The organism is Saccharothrix hoggarensis (assembly GCF_052936025.1).
Map to the genome: position 1 here is coordinate 1736897 of NZ_CP193624.1, position 21979 is coordinate 1758875.

Sequence of the window (21979 nt, forward strand, 5' to 3'; positions counted from 1 at the left end):
GGGGGACCGCTACTTCCGGAACGTGATCTGGAGGGTCGGGGCGGAGGTCTCGGCGAAGAAGTCGTTGCCCTTGTCGTCCACGACGACGAACGCGGGGAAGTCCTCCACCTCGATCTTCCAGACCGCTTCCATGCCGAGCTCGGGGTACTCCAGCACCTCGACCTTGCGGATGCAGTCCTGCGCCAGCCGTGCCGCCGGTCCGCCGATCGAGCCCAGGTAGAAGCCGCCGTGCGTCGCGCACGCGTTCGTCACCTGCTTGGACCGGTTGCCCTTGGCCAGCATCACGAGCGACCCGCCCGCGGCCTGGAACTGCTCGACGTACGAGTCCATCCGCCCGGCGGTCGTCGGCCCGAACGACCCGGAGGCGTAACCCTCGGGCGTCTTCGCGGGACCGGCGTAGTACACCGGGTGGTCCTTGAGGTACTGCGGCATGGGCTCGCCCGCGTCCAGCCGCTCCTTGATCTTGGCGTGGGCGATGTCCCGCGCCACCACCAGCGGACCGGTCAGCGACACCCGCGTCTTCACCGGCAGCGCGGACAGCGTCGCGCGGATCTCCGCCATCGGGCGGGTCAGGTCGATCTTCACGACCTCGTCGGACAGGTCCTCGCCGGTGACGTCGGGCAGGAAGTGCGCCGGGTCGCGTTCCAGCTGCTCCAGGAAGATGCCCTCGGGGGTGATCTTCGCCTTGGCCTGCCGGTCCGCCGAGCACGACACCGCGATGCCGACCGGGCAGGACGCGCCGTGCCGGGGGAGCCGGATCACGCGCACGTCGTGGCAGAAGTACTTGCCGCCGAACTGCGCGCCGATGCCGAAGTTCCGGGTCAGCTCCAGCACCTGCTGCTCCAGGTCGACGTCCCGGAACGCGTGGCCCAGCGCGGAACCCTCGGTGGGCAGGCCGTCGAGGTACCGGGCGGACGCGAGCTTGGCGACCTTCAGGTTCTGCTCCGCGGACAGGCCGCCGACGACGACCGCCAGGTGGTACGGCGGGCACGCGGCCGTGCCGAGGGAGCGCAGCTTCTCGTCCAGGAACTTGGCCAGCCGCGCCGGGTTCAGCAGCGCCTTGGTCTCCTGGTACAGGAACGTCTTGTTGGCCGAGCCGCCGCCCTTGGCCATGAACAGGAACTCGTACTTCGGCTCGACGCCCGGCGCGGTGAACAGGTCGATCTGCGCGGGCAGGTTGGTGCCGGTGTTCTTCTCGTCCCAGAACGTCGTCGGCGCCATCTGCGAGTACCGGAGGTTCAGCTCCTGGTACGCCTCGAAGATGCCGCGCGACAACGCCTCCTCGTCGGCGCCGCCGGTCAGCACGGACTCGGTGCGCTTGCCCATCACGATCGCCGTGCCGGTGTCCTGGCACATGGGCAGCACGCCGCCCGCGGAGATGCACGCGTTGCGCAGCAGGTCCATCGCGACGAACCGGTCGTTGCCGCTGGCCTCGGGGTCGTCCACGATCGCGCGCAGCTGCGCCAGGTGCGAGGGGCGCAGGAGGTGCTGGATGTCCCGGATGGCCTCCTTGGCCAGCAGGGTCAACGCGGCGGGCTCGACCTGGAGGAACGTCCGGCCGGCCGCTTCCACGACCGACACGCCGTCCGGCGTCACCAGTCGGTAGTCGGTGTGGTTGTCCTTGGCCAGGGGCAGGACGTCGGTGTACTGGAACGTCGGTCCCAACAGGTTCGACGAGGTCACGTCGCGGGCTCCCTTGCGCGCTTCGGGTTCCGCCGAACCTATACCGATCGCGCCGTCGCGTCCCGCCACCCGTGATGTGATTCGCGTCGTGGTCGACAGCCTCACCAAGCGCCGGCTCCCCGAATCCGAACTCGACGCCCTCGTCCGCCGCGTCCTGGGTGTGCCGCTCGTCGCGCACGTCGAGCTGACCGACGGCATGTTCAACACCGCGTACCGGCTCACCACCGCGGACGGTCGCGAGACCGTGCTGAAGGTGGCGCCGCCGCCGGGTGTGCCGCTGCTCACGCACGAGCGGGACCTGATGCGCACGGAGGCGTTGGCGTTCGAGCTGATGGCGGCGCACGGCCTGCCGGTGCCGGAAGTCCTGCTGCACGAGGACGGCTTGCTGCTGATGACCGCCCTGCGCGGGGTGCCGTGGTCGACGGCGCGGCCGGGGCTGAGCGACGCCGAGCACGGCGCGCTGCGGCGTGAGCTGGGGGAGGTCGTCCGCGGGCTGCACGCGATCACGGGGCCGGTGTTCGGCTACGTCCAAGGCCCGAACGGCGCGACGTGGCGCGAGGCGTTCACGGGGATGGTGGACGCGGTGCTGGCCGACGCCGACCGCTTCGGCGTGGAGCTCCCGCCGACCGTGCGCGGCGCCGTCGAGGCCCGCGCGCACCTGCTGGACGAGGTCACCGAGCCGGTGCTGGTGCACTTCGACCTGTGGGAGGCCAACATCTTCCTCGCCGACGGCCACGTCGAGGGGATCATCGACCCGGAACGCGCCCTGTTCGGCGACCCGCTGGCGGAGATCGCGACCGTCGCCCTGTTCACCGAACTGGACGAGGACTTCGCCGCCGGGTACGGCAAGCGGGAGTTCAGCGACGCCGAGCGGACCCGTGTCGCGCTCTACCGCGCGTACCTGTGCCTGGTCATGATCGTGGAGGGCGTGCCGCGCGGGTACTCCGGCGAGGAGCGCGACGGGCACGTGCGGTTCTACCGCGCGAAGCTCGCGGAGTACCTGGGCCTCTGAGGAAATGCGGAAGGCCGGGCCGGCCCCCGACCGCCCCGACCTTCCTCAGCATGCGAGCACCTCCGCGTGATGGGGCGGAGGTGTCGCTTGGTTCGTGTAACGCACGACCGTGCCGTGACTGGCGTCACAAGTCAATCCCGCACAGCGGTGACTCACCGCCGCAACGTCGCTGTATCGCGTCAGTTCACCGTCGAGCCCGGGTTCAGCGCCCGCGTCAGGCCGTCCCCGTGTCAGGCCGGATCACCGTGTCAGGCCGGATCACCGCCCGCTCAGCTGGCGTAGGCGCGCAGCTTGGCGGCCCGCTCGCCCTGCCGCAGCTTCGACATGACCTCGCGCTCGATCTGCCGCACCCGCTCCCGCGACAGCCCGAACTGCTTGCCGATCTGGTCCAGCGTGCGCGGCTGGCCGTCCTCCAGGCCGTACCGCAGCCGGATCACCGCCTGCTCGCGCGGCTCCAACGTGGCCAGCACCCGCCGCAGGTCGTCCTGCAGCAGCCCGGAGATGACCGCGCTCTCCGCGTCCGTCGCGTCGGAGTCCTCGATGAAGTCGCCCAGCGGCGCGTCTTCCTCGGTGCCGACCGGCATGTCGAGGCTCACCGGGTCGCGCGCGTGGTCGAGGAGGTCGACGACCTTCTCCGGCGTGAGGCCGGACTCGCGGGCCAACTCCTCGTTGGTGGCCTCGCGGCCCAACGTCTGGTGCAGGTCCCGCTTGATCCGGGCGAGCTTGTTGACCTGCTCCACGAGGTGGACGGGCAGCCGGATCGTGCGACCCTGGTCCGCCATTCCCCGCGTGATCGCCTGGCGGATCCACCAGGTCGCGTAGGTCGAGAACTTGAAGCCCTTGGTGTAGTCGAACTTCTCGACCGCGCGGATCAAGCCCAGGTTGCCTTCCTGGATCAGATCGAGCAGCGGCATTCCGCGCCCCGTGTATCGCTTCGCAAGCGAAACGACCAACCGGAGATTCGCTTCGAGAAGGTGGTTCTTTGCCACGTGACCGTCGCGGATCAACGCGCGCAGTTCGCGCTGGCGCTCATCCGGCAGGTCGGGGTGGGTCTCCAGCTTGTGCTGCGCGAAGACGCCGGCCTCGATCCGCCTGGCGAGTTCCACTTCGTCGGCCGCGGTCAGCAGCGCTGTCTTGCCGATGCCGTTCAGGTAGACCCGAACCAGGTCGGCGGCCGGTCCCTGGGCGTCGAGGTCCAACTCGGCGCTCGTGGTGGTCGTGTCGTTCCCGACCTGACGGTCGAGGAGCCTCGGGACGGTCATGGAGCTCCCTCCCCCTTGTGTCGCGGGCTGGCAGTGCGGTCGTGTCGCACACTCCGCGCTGCGTTGCGCGGCTCACCTTTCGGTGTCTGACACTGGGGGAAACGCGAACCGGGCCGAAATGGTTCCCGCTTCCCATGACCTGAAGACGTCACTGCCGTCACAGCGGTTGCGCCGCGAATCCTGAGGATTCCCTGAGAAGGATCTAGAGTTCCACCAACACGGTGAACGGACCGTCGTTCACACTCCGCACGGACATCATCGCGCCGAACCGTCCCGTTTGTACTCGCGCGCCCTTCCGGCGCAGTTCCGCGACCACCTCTTCGACCAACGGCTCGGCGTGCCCGGGCCGGGCGGCGGCGGTCCACGACGGCCGCCGCCCCTTCCGCGTCTCGCCGTAGAGTGTGAACTGGCTCACAACGAGCAGGGGTGCGCCGGTCGTGGCGCACGACTCCTCGTCCCTGAGGATCCGCAGCTCGTGCAGCTTCCGGGCCATCGCGCGCGCCTTGTCGACGTCGTCGTCCACGTGCACGCCCAGCAGCACCAACAGGCCCGGCTCGGCGATCGCGCCCACCACCTCGTCCTCCACGGTGACCGAAGCCTCTGTGACGCGTGCCACGACCGCTCTCACGCGGGCACCACCATGCCGTGCCGGACGAGGTCGCGGACGATCGGGAGCGCGGCCCGGGCGAGCGCGTCGGCGTCCAGGTCGTGGGCGTAGGCCAGCAGCGTGATCAGGTCTTCCAGCGGCAGCGCGCCCCGGAAGCCCGCCAGCAGCTTCGCCGCGGTCTCGTCCAGCTCCTGCTGCCAGCCGGGGCCGTCCACGCGGTGCAGGCGGCGCACGACCGCCTCCCAGCCCTCGTCGGTGGGGGAGGAGACCTCCTCCAGCAGCACGGTCTCCGGCACGGTGAAGCGGGTGGCCAGGAGCTGGGCGTTGTCGGTGGCGCGCAGCCAGGCGACCCGGTCCAGCCAGGCGGCCGACTCGGGGCCCAGCGGGTCGTCGAAGGCGTGGCGGAGGTCTTCGCACACCACCTCGGCGTGCGCGGCGTCCGTGCGGCGGAGCGTGACGAAGCCGAACCCGACGCCCTCGACGTCGTTCTCCTCGAACCAGTCCAGCCACGCCGACGCCTTCGCCCGGCCCTCCTCGCTTCGGGGGTCCACGCCCGCGTCGCGCAGCCACGTGCCGACGTACAGGGCCGGGTCGGCGACGTCGCGCTGGACGAACCAGGCGTCCACCCCGCCGCGCGGCAGCCAGCCGGAGACCCGCTCGGCCCAGTCCTCGCCCTTCCGGTGCAGCCACGACGCCAGCAGCTGGCCCACGCCGCCCTCGTTCAGGAAGGACGGCATCTGGCGCACGACCAGCGCGCTCGCGTCGTCCCCGGCCAGGCCGGAGTCCCGGTAGACGTAGTCGACGCGCGGCGGGCCCACCACGAACGGCGGGTTGCAGACGACCTGGTCGAACCGCCGACCGCGCAGCGGTCCGAACCACTCGCCCTGGCGGAGCTCGACGTCCACCTCGTTGATCCGGAACGTCCCCGCGGCCAGCGCCAGCGCGCGCTCCGACAGGTCCGTGGCGGTGATCCTCCCCGCGTGCCGGCTCGCGTGCAGCGCTTGGACGCCGCACCCCGTGCCCAGGTCGAGCAGCGTGCCGACCGGGCGGCGCGACGTGGCGCGCGCGAGGCTGATGGACGCGTGGCCGACGCCCAGCACGTGGTCGGTCGGCACGGGGCCGCCGCGCTGCTCGGAGTCCTGGTCGGCGATCACCCACCACGAGCCCTCGTCGTCGCCGTAGGGGCGGATGTCGAGGCCGGCCCGCAGCCCGTCGCCGGAGCCGCGCAGCACCTCGGCCTTCACGGCGGTGTCGAGGTCGACGTCGGGCAGGGCCGCCCGCACCGCCGACTCGGGCTCGGTGTCGCCCAGCAGGAACAGGCGGATCAGGGAGCCGACGGCGCCGGCGTCGCGGGTGGCCCGCCGCGCGGCCTCGGGCTCACCCCGGCCCAGCGCGGCGTGGGCCTGCGGCCCGAGCACGTCGACAACACCGTCCGCGTCGTAGCCGGCGGTCCGGAACGCCTCACGCAACCGGGCGGTGAGGTCGGCAGAAAGATCAGGGAGCACCGCGTCATCGTCCCGCGCCCCGCCCGGCGCCGCCCGGGCAGCCCCGGTGACTCAGGACGTCGTCGTGATGGCCAGCGCGATCGCCATCGCCAGCCGCTGCTCCGGGTCGTCCAGCGGCAACGCCGTCACCTCGCCCATCCGCTGCATCCGGTACCGCAGGGTGTTCGGGTGCACGGACAGCGCCCGCGCCGCCTCCCGCGCGTCGCCCTGGGCCGCCAGCCACGCCCGCAGCGTCACCGCGTACTGGGTGCCGTGCTCGGCGTCGTGCCGCACCAGGTCCGCCACCGGCCCCCGCAACGGCAACCGGCCCGCCTCCGCCACACTCGCCAGCCGCCGCAGCAGCACGCGCGCCCACGCGTGGTCGTAGACGACGGGCTCCCCGCCGGACAGCGCCAGGCACTCGTCCGCCTCGCTCCGGGACGCGGGCAGCGACGACGCGTCCGCCCGACCACCGACCCCGGCCAGCACGACCGCCTCCGCCGGCAGCTCACGGGCCAGCGCCCGCACCCAGTCCAGCGCCGCCGCCGGGTCGTCCGCGCACGGCAGCACGGTGTACAGGACGTTGCCGAACAACGCCGACCGCCCCGGCCGTGACCAGCCGAAACCCGCCGTCGCCCGGGAGAACGCCAGCAGCGCCGCCCCGTGCTCGCCCTCCCCGGCGTGCGCCTGCACCGCGATGACCCGCAGGTCCGCCGACGGCAACCCCAGCCGGGCCAGGTTCGCGGGCACGCCCGACTCCAGCGCCTCGATCACCAGGTCCGCCTCGGCCTGCCGCTCCAGGTCCGCCGACGCCCGCGCCCGCAGCAGGTGCAGCGCCGCCGTCCGCGCGCCGTCCACCAGGGCCGCCGCCCGCACCGCGTCCACCGGGTCGTCCACCTCGACCCACACCGACCCCAGCAGCTCGCGCCCGGCCCGCACCGCCGCCACCAGGCGCCCGCCCAGCCGGTCGGTCAGCTTCGGCACGAACAGCGGCTCGTCGGAGCGCGCCAGGTGCGTGAACACGCCGTACGCGTCCAGCGCCTGCCACGCCTCCTCCGGCACCCGCCGCCCCAGGATCGTCTGCACCCGGACCGGGTCCACGTCCTGCTGCCGGTACGAGTACGCCAGCACGCGCGACTGCTGGTCCTCGATCGTCACCGGCCCGCCGACCACCGCGGCGATCGCGTCCGCCACCGCGAACAGGTCGCCCGACCCCTGCCCGCCGAGCACCAACGTCTGGGCGACGTTCGCCAGCTGCCCCCACGGCACCGACGGGTCCACCAGCAGCACCGCCGCGCCCGACCGCCTGGCCGCCGCTGCCACCCGTTCGTCCAGGGGCGGCGAGCCGTGCAGCACGACCGCCGCCGCCGCGGTCCCGGCGACCAGCCGCGCCGCCGCCGCGGGCGTGGGCACGCCCAACCCGAGCAGCACGTCGTCCGGCGCGGCCGCCGTGTGCTCGGCGGGGTCGTGCAGCGCCACCCCGCGAAGCTCCACGTCCCGCCCCCGCGGCGCGCAGCTCAGGTGCGTGCCGAGGCTCCCCAGCACGTCCACGAGCCGATCAAGGGCGACCACAGCGGGATCGTAAGGCAGTGTTTTATGGCGCCGCCTCCGGCGTCGCGGGCTCGGTCGCCTGGAAGTCGGTCGTTCGCGCCTGATTTCCGACGATCGAAAAGCATGATCGTCGGAAATCAGGCGCGAACGACCGACGCGACCTCGCGGGGCGGAGGGGGCTGGGGCGGAGAGGGCGGGGGTGGGGTGAGGCGGGGGCGGGAGGGGGATGGGGTGGGGTGAGGCTGGGGTGGGGTGAGGCGGGGTGGGTGAGGCGGGGGTGAGGTGAGGTGAGGGCGACGGGGCCGGTGGCGGAGCAGCGGTCAAAAACACACCGCACCGGTATCCGTCCGGCTCACTCAATGGGACGATGGAGGTATGGCCAGTCCCGAGCGCGACGGCATGCCAGTGCTCATCACGGAGGCGGCGCCCTCCTACGACGAGCAGCACGCCGCGCGCAAGCGCAAGTACGCGATCATGATGGGCGCGCGCATCCCGTGCCTCATCCTGGCGATGGTCTTCTACCAGACCTGGTGGCTGGCCCTGGCGTTGATCGTGCTGTCCGTCCCGCTGCCGTGGATGGCCGTGCTCATCGCGAACGACCGGCCTCCCCGCAAGGCGGAGAAGACCAGCCGGTTCGTCAAGGAGCACCGCGCCATCGAGGCGAAGCCCCATCACATCATCGAAGGCTGAGTCCTGACGGGCGGCTGCGCCCCGACCGCGGACACCGCCCGCGCCGCCGCGCGCACCCCGCCCAGCAGCGCCTCGTGCCGGGACGCGCCGGCCAGCCACGCCGCCAGCAGCCCGGCGTCGAACGCGTCACCGGCCCCGGTCGAGTCGACGCACTCGACGTCCTCGGCCGGCACGGACAGGAGGCCGTCCCGGTCGACCCAGCTCGCGCCGTCCGCGCCGGACGTCAGCGCCACCGCGCCCGCCACGTCCAGCAGCGCCGCCGCCGACCCGGGGGCCGCCGAGCCGGTCAGCGCCACCAGCTCCTCGGTGTTCGGCAGCAGCAGGTCCACGCCGCGCACGTCGTCCAGGAACCCGTCGTAGATCAACGCCGCCGACTGCGGGTCGACCGACGTGGTCAGCCCCGCCTCCCGTGCCGCCCGCAGCGCCGCCACCCCGGCCGCCCGCGACGACGCGTCCAGCAGCACGTACCCGGAGAGGTGCAGGTGCGACGCGTCCCGCAGCAACCCGGGGTCGAGGTCGGCGGGGGAGAAGCGGGCGTTGGCGCCCCGGTCGGGCAGCATGCTGCGCTGGCCGGTGTCGTCCACCAGGACCACCACGCAGCACGTCGCCGCCTCCGGGTCCACGGCGAACGCGCACCGCACGCCCGCCGACGTCAGCTCGGCGTGCACCTGCCGTCCCGCCGAGTCCGCGCCCACCCGTGCCACCAGCACCGGCGACGCCCCGCACGCGGCCAGCCACACCGCCGTGTTCGCGCCCGCGCCACCGGGCTCGATGGTCACCGACGCGCGCGAGTCGCCGCCGTGCACGATCGGCCCCGCGTGCCGGGCCACGACGTCCAGCCCGGCGTCGCCGACGACCACGATCCCGGTCACGACGCGAGCTCGACGGCCACCGCCGCCGCCAGCGCGGCGTTCGACACGACCAGCGCCTCGTTCGCGTCCAGGCTCACCCCGCCGCTCGCGGTGTGGAAGTGCTCCAGCAGCGCCGGCGTGACGTCCTTGCCGTGCACGTCGCGCTCGCGCAACAGGTCGAGGCCCTCGCGCAGCAGCCGGTCGTGCAGGTCGGCGTCCATCTCGAACTCGACCGGGATCGGGTTGGCCAGCAGCACGCCCGCCGACCCCGGCACCCCGCGGTGCGCCGCCACCACGGCCGCCGCCTCCGCGACCGAGTCGACCCGCCACGGCACGTCGAACTCCGACTCCCGCCGGTAGAACGCGGGGAACCGGTCCGTGCCGAAGCCGAGCACCGGCACCGACCGGGTCTCCAGCAGCTCCAGCGTCGCGCCCATGTCGAGGATCGACTTCACGCCCGAGCACACCACCAGCACCGGCGTGGCGGCCAGCACGTCGAGGTCGGCGGAGACGTCCCACGTCTCCCGCGCGCCCCGGTGCACGCCGCCCATGCCCCCGGTGGCGAACACGCCGATGCCGGCGGCGTGCGCCAGCGCGGCCGTGCCCGCGACCGTCGTCGCGCCGTCCCGCCGCAACCCGTACGCCGCGCCCAGGTCCCGCCGCGACAGCTTGACCAGGTCGTTGGCCGGGTCGCAGACGTAGTCGAGCTCGGCGGGGGTCAACCCGACCTTCGGCACGCCGCCGAGCACGGCGATCGTGGCCGGCACGGCGCCCGCGGCGCGCACCACGTCCTCGAGCCGTGCGGCGACCTCGCGGTTGCGGCCGGGCGGTAGCCCGTGGGACAGGATCGTGCTCTCCAACGCGACCACCGGCCGGTTCTCGGCCAGGGCGGTTCGGACCTCTTCGGTGAAGCTCGGCGTACTCACGAGGGGCCATCATCCCAGGTAAGCTGGGCGCGTGAGCACGCAGACTCTGCCCGACGTTGAGACCCGGCCGGAAGGCACGGACCACACCGGGGACGACACCCCGAAGATGTTCCACTACGTGCGCAAGGCCAAGATCGCGGAGAGCGCGGTCATGGGCACGCACGTGGTGGCGCTGTGCGGCGAGGTGTTCCCGGTGACGAAGTCCCCCAAGCCGGGCTCCCCCGTCTGCCCCGACTGCAAGAAGATCTACGACGGCCTGCCCAAGGGCGGCGGCGGGGAGTAGAACTCCGAGTCGACGGCACCCCGGTGCGCCGGGGTGCTCTCGCATGCCCGGACCTCCCGGTGACCGGTCCCACCACGCGTCGACCCGCCGGTGCGCCGGGTCAGACCCCGCGTGACTCCCGCTTCGGCTGCCCGGACCGCCGTTCCACCGGCAACGGCACGGTGTGGTTGGTGTCCGCCGGCGACGGCGCCGTGCCGGGCTCGGCACCAGACGTCTGAGCGGTCCCCGACGATTGGGTGGCATCGGGCGACTGGGCGGCACCCGACGTCTGAGCAGCACCGGACGATGGGGCGGCGCCGGGCGGCGCTTCGCGGGCCCGCTGGTCCTCGTCCGACCGCCGCCGCTCGGCGGCCCGCTCGATCTCCAACCGCTGCCACCGCCGCCGCTGCCGCCGGGTCATCCGCGCCGGCCACATCTCCTGCAACGCGCTGTTGAAGTAGGCGCCCAGCGTGATCGCCAGCCCGATCAGGTAGGCGAACAGCAGGAACGCGATCGGCGTCGCCAGCGCCCCGTACGTGTACCCGGTCGTCGTGATCCACTGGATGTACAACCGCAGCCCGATGGACGACAGCAGGAACACCGCCATCGCCAGCACGGCGCCCGGCATGAGCCGGTGCCACGGCAGCTTGTTCGGCAGCGACACCTTGTACAGCGTCGCCAGCGCGACGACCAGCAGCACCGCGATGCCCGGGTAGTAGAACGCGCTGAGCCACGACTCGATCGTCGGCTCCCACGAGTCCGGGAACACCCGCGGCAGCAGGTCGGGGCCCAGCGCCAGCACCGGCAGGCCGATGATCAGCAGCACCAGGCTCGCCATGTACAGCAGCAGCGAGAAGATCCGCTGCCACACCTCGTTGCGCACGCCGTACTGGTCGTGCGCCGCGGTGATCGCGTCCACGAACGACGACATCGCGGACGACCCGGCCCACAGCGAGATCAGGAAGCCCACCGAGACGATCTCGCCCTTGCCGGTGGTCAGGATCTGGTCGACGGTGGGCACGATCACGTCGTTGACGACGTCCTGGCTGAAGATCGTGCGGCAGGTCGAGATGATCCGGTCCTTGACCGCGCTGACGACCTCCGGCCCGAACCAGTCGCCCAGGTAGCCGAGGCTGCCCAGCAGTCCCAGCAGCAGCGGGGGGAACGACAGGACCTGCCAGAAGGCCGCCTCGGCGGCCTCGGAGAAGATGCTGCCCTCCCAGGCCTTGGACAGCGTGCGCGCCAACAACCGCAGGGGCCCCTTGCGACCCGCGCTGCGTGCTGTCTCGTCCCTCGGCGAACCCATCGCAACATCAAGCATGGTGCATGGCGGGTGATTTCGCGGCATCGGAGCCCGTGCGCCGTCGGGTCAGCGGGTAGGCTGTCCCTGCCCTCGACGGTCACCCGCGGCGAGGGCATTTGCGTGTCCACCACCGCAACGCGGGCGCGCCGTCGGCGCACCACCCGGCACGGCCACCGCGGCACCGCCGCTGATCAGCGCAGAAGGGGTTTCGAGGTTGTCGCAACCGCAAGTCGCCACGACCCGTCCCCTCCGCGCCTGGCAGCGCCGCGCGCTGACCAAGTACCTGGCGGCGAAGCCCAAGGACTTCCTGGCCGTCGCGACGCCCGGCGCGGGCAAGACGACGTTCGGCCTGCGCGTCGCGGCCGAACTGCTCGCCGACCGCACGGTCGAGGCGGTCACCGTCGTCACGCCGACCGAGCACCTGAAGCACCAGTGGGCGCAGGCGGCGGCCGACGCGGGCATCGCGATCGACTCGAACTTCCGCAACACCAACGCCGTGACGTCCCGTGACTACCACGGCGTGGCGCTGACGTACGCGCAGGTCGCGGCGCACCCGATGCTGCACCGCGTCCGCACGGAGAACCGCAAGACGCTGGTCCTGCTGGACGAGATCCACCACGGCGGCGACGCGAAGTCGTGGGGCGACGCGATCCGCGAGGCGTTCACGCCCGCCGTGCGCCGCCTGTGCCTGACCGGAACCCCGTTCCGCTCGGACGACTCGCCGATCCCGTTCGTCAGCTACGAGCCCGGCCCGGACGGCGTGCAGCGCAGCCGCGCGGACCACGCCTACGGCTACTCGGACGCGTTGCGCGACGGCGTCGTCCGGCCGGTGATCTTCCTGGCCTACTCGGGCGAGGCGAGCTGGCGCACCAGCGCGGGCGAGGAGTTCTCCGCCCGGCTCGGCGAGCCGCTGACGCAGGAGCAGACGGCGCGGGCGTGGCGGGTGGCGCTGGACCCGACGGGGGAGTGGATCCCGTCGGTGCTGAAGGCCGCCGACATGCGCCTGACGCAGCTGCGCGAGGGCGGCATGCCGGACGCGGGCGGCCTGGTGATCGCCACCGACCAGACCGTGGCCAAGGCCTACGCCGAGATCCTGAAGCGCACCACGGGCCACGACGCGACCCTGGTGCTGTCCGACGACCCGAAGGCCTCCGGCCGCATCGCCGAGTTCGCCGCCTCCCGGGAACGCTGGATGATCGCCGTCCGGATGGTGTCCGAGGGCGTGGACGTGCCGCGGCTCGCCGTCGGCGTCTACGCGACCAGCGCGTCGACGCCCCTGTTCTTCGCCCAGGCCGTCGGCCGGTTCGTGCGGCAGCGCGCCAAGGGTGAGACGGCCAGCGTGTTCCTGCCCAGCGTGCCCGTGCTGCTCGGCCTGGCCAGCGAGCTGGAGCAGCAGCGCGACCACGTGCTGGGCAAGCCGCACCGGGAGAAGGACGGCTGGGACGACGAGCTGCTGGCGCAGGCCAACCAGGTCAAGGACGAGCCGGGCGAGGAGGAGCGGGCGTTCACCGCGCTCGGCGCGTCCGCCGAGCTCGACCAGGTGATCTACGACGGCTCGTCGTTCGGCACGTCCGCGTTCGCGGGCAGCGACGAGGAGCAGGAGTACCTGGGGTTGCCGGGCCTGCTGGAGCCGGACCAGGTGCGCGCGCTGCTGCGGCAGCGGCAGGAGAAGCAGCTGGTCGAGGCGAGCAAGCGGCAGGTCGCCGCGCCGGCCCCGCCGCCCGCGCCCGCGCGCCCGGCGAACGTGCAGGAACGGCTGGCTCAGCTGCGCAAGGAGCTGAACACGCTCGTGGCGATGCACCACCACCGCACGAAGAAGCCGCACGGCAAGATCCACAACCAGTTGCGCGAGTACTGCGGCGGCCCGCCGACCGCGATGGCCAGCATCGAGCAGCTCGAGGAGCGGATCGCCACGTTGCGCTCGTGGTGACTTCCTGTGACGAAGTGCGGCATTCGGCGTAGTCAGATGACCGTCCGGTTACCTCGTCGTTAGCTCATTGTGCCCACTTGACCGGTCAAGTGTGCTTCCGGTCACCGCCTGTCCCGGCATACGTTGTGCGCCACAACATTTACGCACCTGCGTGAAAGGGATGGCGAATGCGCAGCAAGAGCCTCGCTCTCATCGCCGTGAGCACCGGCCTCGCCGTTGCCATGACGGCATGTGGCGCCAACACGTCCACTGGTGGCGGCACCACCTCGGACACCAACACGAACAGCGGCTCGGGCGGCGCGAAGGTCGGCGTCATCCTCCCCGAGACCGCCAGCTCCGCCCGCTGGGAGGGCTTCGACAAGCCGCTCCTGAAGAAGGCGCTCGAGGCCGAGGGCCTCCAGGCCGACATCCAGAACGCCCAGGGTGACGTCCAGAAGTTCTCGACGCTCGCCGACGGCATGATCAACGCCGGCGTCAAGGTCCTGATCATCGCCACGCCGAACAGCGAGATCGGCGCGACGGTCGCGAAGAAGGCCGAGGCGCAGGGCATCCCGGTCATCGACTACGACCGGCTGAACCTGGGCGGCAGCTCGAAGTACTACGTCTCGTTCGACAACGAGAAGGTCGGCGAGCTGCAGGGCGAGGGCCTGCTCCAGGGCGTCGCCGCGCTCGCGGCGGGCAAGAAGCCGGCCGAGATCATCGAGATCGAGGGCGCCCCGACCGACAACAACGCCACCCTCTTCTACAACGGCCAGCAGAAGGTTCTGAAGCCCAAGTACGAGTCGGGCGACCTGAAGCTGGTCCAGTCCCAGCCGATCGACAACTGGGACAACCAGAAGGGCGGCACCACCTTCGAGCAGATCCTCACCGGCAACGGCCAGAAGGTGGACGGCGTCGTCGCCGCCAACGACGGCCTCGCGGGTGCGGTCATCACCGTGCTGAAGAAGTACGGCCTGAACGGCAAGGTCCCGGTCACCGGCCAGGACGCCACCCCGGAGGGCCTCCAGGCCATCCTGCGCGGCGACCAGTTCATGACCGTGTTCAAGCCGATCAACGACCAGGCCGAGGCGACCGCCAAGCTGGCCGCGGCGCTGGCCAAGGGCGACACGGCGGCGGCCGACGCGCAGGCCACCGGCGTCACCAAGGACACCAAGGGCAACCGCGACGTCAAGTCGGTCCTGCTGCCCGCGCAGCTGATCACCAAGGACAAGGTCAAGACGGTCGTGGACGCGGGCTTCGTCAAGGCGACGGAGATCTGCGCCGCCGACCTGGCCGCCGTCTGCACCGAGCTCGGCATCAAGTAGTCCAGCTCGCGCCGGGGCGGGGTGTGGGAGACGCACCCCGCCCCGGCGCGCCCACCCGCGTGTGGGGAAAAAGGGTTAGACGGAGGAAATCCAGTGAGCGAGCCGATCCTCGAACTTCGCCGCATCAACAAGAGTTTCGGTCCCGTGCACGTCCTGCACGACATCGACTTCGACGTGCACCCCGGCCAGGTCACCGCCCTCGTCGGCGACAACGGCGCGGGCAAGTCGACGTTGGTCAAGTGCATCGCGGGCATCCACCCGACCGACTCGGGCCAGGTCCTCTTCAACGGCCAGGAAGTCCACATCCACGGGCCGCGCGACGCCGCGAACCTGGGCATCGAGGTCGTCTACCAGGACCTCGCGCTGTGCGACAACCTCGACATCGTCCAGAACATGTTCCTCGGCCGGGAACGCGGCAAGCTGGGCATGCTCGACGAGGCGGAGATGGAGCAGGCCGCCCGCACGACCCTGACCTCGCTGTCCGTCCGCACCGTCAAGTCGGTGCGCACGCAGGTCGCGTCCCTGTCCGGCGGGCAGCGGCAGACCGTGGCGATCGCCAAGGCCGTGCTGTGGAACAGCCAGGTCGTGCTGCTGGACGAGCCGACCGCGGCGCTGGGCGTGGCGCAGACCCGCCAGGTGCTCGACCTCGTGCGCCGGCTGGCCGAGCAAGGGCTGGGCGTGGTGCTGATCAGCCACAACATGAACGACGTGTTCGAGGTCGCGGACCGCATCGCGTGCCTCTACCTGGGCCGGATGGCCGCCGAGGTGAACACCAAGGACGTCACCCACGGCCAGGTGGTCGAGCTGATCACCGCCGGGCGGTCCGGGGACCTGGGCATCGCCCGTCCCGAGACCGCGACCATCTGATGTCTGCCCCGGATCGACCCCGGCACAGCCAAGCTCCCCACGACGAGGAACGCAGCATGTCCAAGACCACCAGCGAGATGTCCCCGCAGGACACTCCGCAGGGCGCCATCTCCGATTTCGGCATCGACACCACCTCCCAGTCCACCGGCGAGGCGGTCCGCGACTACGTGGCCCGGCTCCGCGGCGGCGAACTGGGCTCCCTGCCCGCGCTGCTCGGCGTCGTCGTGCTGCTCATCGTGTTCAGCTCGCTGGCCGACACCTTCCTGACCCTCGGCAACATCGCCAACCTCCTCGCCCAGGGCGCCAGCGTCGTCACCATCGCCATGGGCCTGGTGTTCGTGCTGCTGCTGGGCGAGATCGACCTGTCCGCCGGCACCGCGTCCGGTGTGTGCGCCTCGGTCATGGCGCTGCACCTCGTCCAGGGCGGCAACCTGCTCGGCGGCATGGGCGACACCGTCTTCTACCTGTTCTGCGGCGTCCTCGCGCTGGCCGCCGTGCTCGCCGGCCTGATGCGGATCTGGGCCGGCACCGCGATGTCGCTGGTGGCGCTGGCCATCGCGCTGATCGGCGTGCCGGCCAACCCGTGGGTCGAGATGCTGCTGGCGGTCTGCGTCGGCGCGGCCATCGGCTCCATCACCGGCTTCCTCGTCGCCCGCGTCGGCATCCCGTCGTTCGTGGTGACCCTGGCGCTGTTCCTGGCCTGGGGCGGCGTGATCCTCCAGTTCATCGGCCAGGGCGGCACGCTCGGCCTGCGCGACGACGTGCTCTTCAACGTCGCCAACGGGAACCTGAGCACCGCGGGCTCGTGGGCGCTGTTCGTCATCGCCGCCGGCGGCTACGCGGCGGTCGTGCTCGGCCGCCACTTCAGCCGGCTGCGCCGCGGCCTCGTCGCGTCGCCGACGCCGATGGTCCTGGCCAAGGTCGGCACCGTCGTGGTGCTCGCCGCGGTCGCCACCTACGCGTTGACGCTCAACCGCTCGCAGAGCAACCTCGTCGTGATCACCGGCGTCCCGTTCGTGGTGCCGATCGTGCTCTTGCTGCTGGTCGTCGGCACGTTCGTGCTCGAACGCACCCGCTACGGCAGGCACGTCTACGCCGTGGGCGGCAACAAGGAAGCCGCGCGCCGCGCCGGCATCAACGTGCCGCAGATCCGGATGAGCGTGTTCGTGATCGCGTCCACCCTCGCGGCCATCGGCGCGATCATCTACTCGTCGAAGGTCGGCTCCGTCGACCCGAACGCGGGTGGCGGCAACACGCTGCTCATGGCGGTCGGCGCGGCCGTGATCGGCGGCACCTCGCTGTTCGGCGGCAAGGGCAAGCTGCGTGACGCGGTCATCGGTGGCGCGGTCCTCGCGATCATCCAGAACGGCATGGGCCTGCTCGACCAGCCCGCCGCCGTGGTGTTCGTCGTGACCGGCCTCGTCCTGCTGCTCGCCGCGAGCGTCGACGCGCTGTCCCGCCGCCGGGCGGCCACCGCCGCCCGCTGACGTGAGCACACCCACCGCGGGAGCCCGACCCGACGAGGTCCGCAGGCACAACCGAACGGCGCTGCTGCGCCGGCTGCACGTGGACGGCCCGTCCACCAGGGCGTCGCTGGCGGCTGAGCTGGGACTCAACCGCAGCACGATCAAAGCCCTGGTGGACGGCCTCGCCGAGTCCGGCGTGGTCGCCGAACGCGTGCCGGCGCAGCGGTCCGGCGCCGGCCGCCCGTCCCTGCTCGTCCTGCCGCAGCCGCACGCGGCCGTCGTGATGGCCATCGACATCCGCGTCGAGCAGGTGGCGATGGCCATGGTGGGCCTGGGCGGCGACATCCTGGGCCGCGACTCGTGGAACCTGCACCACCGGTCCCGCGACCCCGGCGAGGTGATCACGCACGTCGCCGACTCGGCCAAGCTCCTCGCCGACGAACTCGACGTGCGCGCGGTCGGCGTGGGCGTCTCCGTGCCCGGCGTCGTCCGGCGCTCCGACGGTCTCGTGCACGAAGCGCCCAACCTGCACTGGACCGACGTGGCGCTCGGCGAACGGCTCTCGTCGGTGCTCAAGGTGCCCGTCCAGGTCGGCAACGACGCCGAGCTGGGGGCGCTGGCCGAGCACGTCCGCGGCGCGGCCCGCGGGTCGTCCGACGTGGTCTACATCTCCGCCGACGTCGGCATCGGCGGCGGCGTCATCTCCAACGGCCAACCGCTGCGCGGCACCGGCGGCTACGTCGGCGAACTGGGCCACATGGTCGTCCGGCCGGGCGGCCGGCGGTGCTACTGCGGCTGCCACGGCTGCTGGGAGACCGAGGTGGGGGAGGCGGCGCTCTGCCGCGCCCTGGCCCTGCCCGAGGACGCGCCGCGCGGCACCGTCGTGGCCGAGCTGCGGTCCCTCGCCGGTTCGCCGGACAGCGTCGCCCACCGGCTCGGCGAGTTCACCGAGTGGCTGGCGATGGGCCTGGTCACCGTGGTCAACATGCTGGGACCGGAACTCGTCGTGCTGGGCGACCTGTTCACCGCGCTGCCGGAGAGCATGGTCGAGCAGCTGCGGCACACCGTGCAGCGGCGTTCCCTGGTGTCCCGCGCGGTCGGCGGCACGCGCATCGTGTCGTCACCCCTGGGACGTGACGCGAAGCTCGTGGGCGCCGCCGAACTGGCCTTCGAGCCCGTGCTGGGCGAGGTCTGACATGCAGGGGGGCGGGGATCCTCTCGGATCCCCGCCCCGGACGGCTAGGGTGCTACGAGCCCGTCAGGGCTCGCGATGTTCAGCCCTGCTGCAACTCGGCAGCGAGCTCACGCAGCTTGGTGCTGTGCTCGCGGGCGTGGTGCCCGCAGAACAGCAACTCGCCCCCGGAGGGGAGCACGGCGCGAACCTGGGCAGCAGCCCCGCAGCGGTCGCAGCGGTCGGCAGCGGTCAACGCGGGGCGGGTGAGCGTCGTAGTCATGGAAATCTCCCTCCGTCCCGGCACCGGGGATCGGTGCCCTCACACCTAGCTGCGACCACTTCGCATCTGGCGGGTGCGCCGTGTTCGCTGCTTCCACTCTTGCAGACGCAGGAGCGGAAGTCAGTGTTCCCGACATCGTGGCGACCCGCGTCACCCGTCATTTACCCGGCGCCCGGGTGGTCCGAACCCACGAGTTCCACCGGATCGATCGGCCCGTGCTCACGGTCCGCTGTCGTCCCAACGGTTTGCGGACCTGCGAATACGGCGTTGGACGCACATCCGCTGCTCCAAAAGGTGGGAACCCGCAGTGCTGTCCTGTGATCGGTAACACTTTGGTCAGCCCAGAGCGAACACGCGAGTCCATTCCACGATTCGGACACGATCAGGACACGAACCGCCGGTTCACGGCACGTTCCGCGGCCCGTCAGATGGTGACGCGCCGGCCGTCGAACCGCGTCAGCCCGAACGACGCGTCCTCGTGGCAGACCCGCACGTGGTCCCGCGGCACGCCGATGCCGACCGCCTCGCCGAGCCCTCCGGGAACGCCTGCGGCAGCAGGTACGCCCCGTGCTTCTCGTGCGTGAGCTTGACCGCCTCCGAGGCCGGCACCTCGCGGTCGATCATGTCGTAGTCCCGCAGACCCGACAGGTGCGCGTGGACCCGGCCGCCGGTACGCCTCCGGCCGCACCTCGCCGACCTCGTCGTGCGGCAGGCCCTTGCCGTAGTTGGCGACGTACGGGTAGTCGCCCTCCTCGCCGTTGTTCACGTGCTCCGGCCACGCCTGCCGGTCCAGCGCGTCGGCCGACGCGAGTCGGGCCAGGCGGGCTCCAGTGCGACGCTCGCTCATGGTGGTTCCCCCGTGGCGGCGCGTCCCCAGTGCCGCCCCCCGGCAGCTCCGCCCCCCGGCAGCTGCGCCACGTCCGGCAGACCACCCCGAGTGGGCCGCGACATCACACGGACGGGTGAGATTGTGCGAAAAGAACAAGACCCCCTCGACCGAACGGCCGAGGGGGTCTTGCCCGGAGTGATCTGCAGCCCGGCGGACTAGTCCAGGTAGTCGCGCAGCACCTGCGAGCGCGACGGGTGGCGCAGCTTCGACATCGTCTTCGACTCGATCTGCCGGATGCGCTCGCGCGTCACCCCGTAGACCTGGCCGATCTCGTCCAGCGTGCGCGGCTGGCCGTCGGTGAGGCCGAACCGCAGCCGCACCACACCCGCCTCGCGCTCGGACAACGTCGCCAGCACGGACTGCAGCTGGTCCTGGAGCAGCGTGAACGACACCGCGTCCACGGCCACCACGGCCTCGGAGTCCTCGATGAAGTCACCGAGCTGGCTGTCGCCCTCGTCGCCGATCGTCTGGTCGAGCGAGATGGGCTCCCGGGCGTACTGCTGGATCTCCAGCACCTTCTCCGGGGTGATGTCCATTTCCTTCGCGAGCTCCTCCGGGGTGGGCTCGCGGCCCAGGTCCTGGAGCAGTTCGCGCTGGATGCGACCCAGCTTGTTGATGACCTCGACCATGTGCACCGGGATGCGGATGGTGCGGGCCTGGTCGGCCATCGCGCGGGTGATGGCCTGACGAATCCACCACGTCGCGTACGTGGAGAACTTGTAGCCCTTGGTGTAGTCGAACTTCTCCACCGCGCGGATCAGACCGAGGTTGCCCTCCTGGATCAGGTCCAGGAACGCCATGCCACGACCCGTGTACCGCTTGGCCAGCGACACCACCAAGCGGAGGTTCGCCTCCAACAGGTGGTTCTTCGCCCGCTCGCCGTCCCGCACGATCCACCGCAGGTCGCGGCGCAGCTGCGGGGTCAGCTTCTCCTGCTCGTCCTCGGCCCGGCGCACCCGCTCGGCGGCGTAGAGGCCGGCCTCGATGCGCTTGGCGAGTTCGACCTCCTCCTCCGCGTTGAGGAGCGCGACCTTGCCGATCTGCTTCAGGTAGGCGCGGACCGAGTCGGCCGAGGCGGTCAGCTCGGCGTCCTTGCGGGCTTGCCGCAGGGCCTCCGACTCCTCCTCGTCCCAGACGAAGTCGCCCTCGCCGGGCTTCGCCTCTTCCTCGGCGGGCTCCTCCTCGACCGGCTCGTCGATCAGCTCGACGTCGTCGACCAGGTCTTCGGCATCTGGAGCACCTTCGAGGTCCTCGGGCTCCTCGCCGTCCTTCTTCACCTTGCCAGGCGCGGCAGCGGCGGCCTTGGCGGCCGTCTTGCGCGGCGCCCGCGTGGCCGTCTTCCCCGCCGCGGCGGTCTTCGCCGCCGGCTTCTTCGCCGGGGCCTTCCTCGCCGAGGTGGCCTTGGGCGTCTCCTCGGCGTCAGCCTTAGCTGCCTGAGTCGTCTTCGCGGCTGCCACGTACGCCCTTTCACGACTGTCGATCAAGGCAAACCGAAGGGCGCGAACCTCGGTCGCCTGAGTACGGGGGATCCCCCGCCGGATCGTTCGTCAGCGGGGCACTGTTCCATTGTAACGACGAGAATCGCGTGCCGTTGCGCCCCGGCGTCCCCGAAGGTGGCCCGGCACGCGTTCTCGCAGGTGGAACGAGGCGGAAATCAGTGCCGGAGGCCCTGCGCCGCGGCGACCGCCGCCCCGACGATGCCCGCGTCGTTCTTCAGCGCGGCGGCCACCACCGGCGTGCGCACCTCGAGCAGCGGGAGCCACTTCTCGGCCTTCTTGCTGACCCCGCCGCCCGCGATGACCAGGTCCGGCCAGATCAGGTTCTCCAGCACGTTGATGTACCGCGACACCCGCGGCGTCCACTCGGCCCAGGTCAGGCCCTTGTCCTCCTTCACCGAGGCCGCCGCGCGCTTCTCCGCGTCGTGCCCGTCCACCTCCAGGTGGCCGAACTCGGTGTTGGGGACGAGCTTGCCGTCCAGGAACAACGCGCTGCCGATGCCCGTGCCGAACGTCAGCAGCACCACCAGGCCGTCCTGGTCGACGCCCGAGCCGAACCGCATCTCGGCGATGCCGGCGGCGTCGGCGTCGTTGAGCACCACGACCTGGTCCTTCGGCCGTCCCAAGCGCTCGGCGAACAGCTCGGCGGCGTCCGTGCCGATCCACGCCTGGTCGACGTTCGCGGCGCTGTGCGCCACACCGTGCTTGACCACGCAGGGCAGGGTGACGCCCACGGGACCGTCCCAGTTGAACTTCTCGACGATCTCGGCGACCACGTCGGCGACCGCGTCCGGCGTCGACGGCTGGGGCGTGGTGATGCGCAGCCGCTCGCCGTCCAGCGCACCCGCCTCCAGGTCCACGAGCCCGCCCTTGATGCCGGAACCGCCGATGTCCACGCCGAACCCGCGGGTCATGCCCATCCCCGTGGCCCTTCCTACTCGA

20 protein-coding genes are annotated in these 21979 nt (G+C 71.7%); 8 read left to right on the forward strand and 12 right to left on the reverse strand.

Annotated features, from left to right (window positions below):
* Positions 1–9: 9 nt before the first annotated feature.
* Positions 10–1668 carry a fumarate hydratase gene (locus ACRAKH_RS08540; protein WP_380719923.1) on the reverse strand — a complete coding sequence of 553 codons (1659 nt, stop codon included), beginning with the start codon at positions 1666–1668 and terminating at the stop codon, positions 10–12.
* Between the two features lie 103 nt (positions 1669–1771).
* Here ACRAKH_RS08540 and ACRAKH_RS08545 point away from each other — a divergent pair, with 103 nt between their 5' ends.
* A complete protein-coding gene (locus tag ACRAKH_RS08545) occupies positions 1772–2695 on the forward strand; it encodes a phosphotransferase family protein (RefSeq protein WP_380719808.1) in 924 nt (307 codons plus the stop codon).
* A gap of 269 nt (positions 2696–2964) precedes the next feature.
* On the opposite strand, the gene ACRAKH_RS08550 is transcribed toward ACRAKH_RS08545, so the two are convergent.
* From ACRAKH_RS08550 to ACRAKH_RS08565, 4 genes are all read right to left on the reverse strand, one after another.
* Positions 2965–3957, reverse strand: a complete 993-nt coding sequence (locus tag ACRAKH_RS08550) for a sigma-70 family RNA polymerase sigma factor (RefSeq protein WP_380719806.1) — start codon at positions 3955–3957, stop codon at positions 2965–2967.
* Between the two features lie 202 nt (positions 3958–4159).
* Positions 4160–4585 (reverse strand): D-aminoacyl-tRNA deacylase, encoded by a 426-nt coding sequence (gene dtd, locus ACRAKH_RS08555; RefSeq protein ID WP_380719804.1) that lies wholly within the window; start codon positions 4583–4585, stop codon positions 4160–4162.
* Positions 4582–6069 (reverse strand): DUF7782 domain-containing protein, encoded by a 1488-nt coding sequence (locus ACRAKH_RS08560; RefSeq protein WP_380719802.1) that lies wholly within the window; start codon positions 6067–6069, stop codon positions 4582–4584. Before ACRAKH_RS08560 ends, dtd begins: the two co-directional genes overlap by 4 nt.
* Positions 6070–6120: 51 nt before the next feature.
* On the reverse strand, positions 6121–7620 hold the full coding sequence (locus ACRAKH_RS08565; protein ID WP_447009724.1) for a PucR family transcriptional regulator: 1500 nt from the start codon (positions 7618–7620) through the stop codon (positions 6121–6123).
* Positions 7621–7974: 354 nt separating this feature from the next.
* Between ACRAKH_RS08565 and ACRAKH_RS08570 the strand changes: the two genes are divergently transcribed.
* Entirely contained in the window at positions 7975–8289 is a 315-nt protein-coding gene (locus ACRAKH_RS08570; RefSeq protein ID WP_380727010.1) for a DUF3099 domain-containing protein, read from the forward strand.
* On the opposite strand, the gene ACRAKH_RS08575 is transcribed toward ACRAKH_RS08570, so the two are convergent.
* Both ACRAKH_RS08575 and ACRAKH_RS08580 read right to left on the reverse strand, forming a co-directional pair.
* Positions 8271–9161: a carbohydrate kinase family protein gene (locus ACRAKH_RS08575; protein WP_447009725.1), complete on the reverse strand. Its 891-nt coding sequence runs from the start codon at positions 9159–9161 to the stop codon at positions 8271–8273. The genes ACRAKH_RS08570 and ACRAKH_RS08575 overlap by 19 nt on opposite strands.
* Positions 9158–10066, reverse strand: a complete 909-nt coding sequence (locus tag ACRAKH_RS08580) for a pseudouridine-5'-phosphate glycosidase (RefSeq protein ID WP_447009726.1) — start codon at positions 10064–10066, stop codon at positions 9158–9160. Before ACRAKH_RS08580 ends, ACRAKH_RS08575 begins: the two co-directional genes overlap by 4 nt.
* Positions 10067–10097: 31 nt before the next feature.
* Between ACRAKH_RS08580 and ACRAKH_RS08585 the strand changes: the two genes are divergently transcribed.
* Positions 10098–10349, forward strand: coding sequence for a DUF3039 domain-containing protein (locus ACRAKH_RS08585; RefSeq protein ID WP_380727016.1), 252 nt, complete (start codon positions 10098–10100; stop codon positions 10347–10349).
* A 100-nt stretch (positions 10350–10449) separates the two neighbouring features.
* On the opposite strand, the gene ACRAKH_RS08590 is transcribed toward ACRAKH_RS08585, so the two are convergent.
* Positions 10450–11634: a YhjD/YihY/BrkB family envelope integrity protein gene (locus ACRAKH_RS08590; protein ID WP_380727018.1), complete on the reverse strand. Its 1185-nt coding sequence runs from the start codon at positions 11632–11634 to the stop codon at positions 10450–10452.
* Positions 11635–11845: 211 nt separating this feature from the next.
* On the opposite strand from ACRAKH_RS08590, the gene ACRAKH_RS08595 reads away from it, so the two are divergent.
* From ACRAKH_RS08595 to ACRAKH_RS08615, 5 genes are all read left to right on the forward strand, one after another.
* On the forward strand, positions 11846–13561 hold the full coding sequence (locus ACRAKH_RS08595) for a DEAD/DEAH box helicase (RefSeq protein WP_380727020.1): 1716 nt from the start codon (positions 11846–11848) through the stop codon (positions 13559–13561).
* Between the two features lie 167 nt (positions 13562–13728).
* Complete coding sequence (locus ACRAKH_RS08600; RefSeq protein WP_380727022.1) at positions 13729–14865, forward strand: sugar ABC transporter substrate-binding protein; 1137 nt, start codon at positions 13729–13731, stop codon at positions 14863–14865.
* 93 nt (positions 14866–14958) lie between these two features.
* Positions 14959–15732, forward strand: a complete 774-nt coding sequence (locus tag ACRAKH_RS08605) for an ATP-binding cassette domain-containing protein (RefSeq protein ID WP_380727024.1) — start codon at positions 14959–14961, stop codon at positions 15730–15732.
* Positions 15733–15788: 56 nt separating this feature from the next.
* Positions 15789–17219 carry a sugar ABC transporter permease gene (locus ACRAKH_RS08610; RefSeq protein WP_380727026.1) on the forward strand — a complete coding sequence of 477 codons (1431 nt, stop codon included), beginning with the start codon at positions 15789–15791 and terminating at the stop codon, positions 17217–17219.
* Between the two features lies 1 nt (position 17220).
* Positions 17221–18393, forward strand: coding sequence for an ROK family protein (locus ACRAKH_RS08615; protein WP_380727028.1), 1173 nt, complete (start codon positions 17221–17223; stop codon positions 18391–18393).
* 79 nt (positions 18394–18472) lie between these two features.
* Here ACRAKH_RS08615 and ACRAKH_RS08620 read toward each other — a convergent pair whose 3' ends face one another.
* The 4 genes from ACRAKH_RS08620 to ppgK all read right to left on the reverse strand — a co-directional run bounded on the left by ACRAKH_RS08620 (position 18473) and on the right by ppgK (position 21957).
* Positions 18473–18652, reverse strand: a complete 180-nt coding sequence (locus ACRAKH_RS08620) for a DUF7455 domain-containing protein (protein WP_015800348.1) — start codon at positions 18650–18652, stop codon at positions 18473–18475.
* A gap of 424 nt (positions 18653–19076) precedes the next feature.
* Positions 19077–19499, reverse strand: a complete 423-nt coding sequence (locus ACRAKH_RS08625; RefSeq protein WP_380727030.1) for a hypothetical protein — start codon at positions 19497–19499, stop codon at positions 19077–19079.
* 197 nt (positions 19500–19696) lie between these two features.
* Positions 19697–21025: an RNA polymerase sigma factor gene (locus tag ACRAKH_RS08630; protein WP_380727032.1), complete on the reverse strand. Its 1329-nt coding sequence runs from the start codon at positions 21023–21025 to the stop codon at positions 19697–19699.
* Positions 21026–21195: 170 nt separating this feature from the next.
* A complete protein-coding gene (ppgK, locus tag ACRAKH_RS08635; protein ID WP_380727034.1) occupies positions 21196–21957 on the reverse strand; it encodes a polyphosphate--glucose phosphotransferase in 762 nt (253 codons plus the stop codon).
* Positions 21958–21979 lie beyond the last annotated feature (22 nt).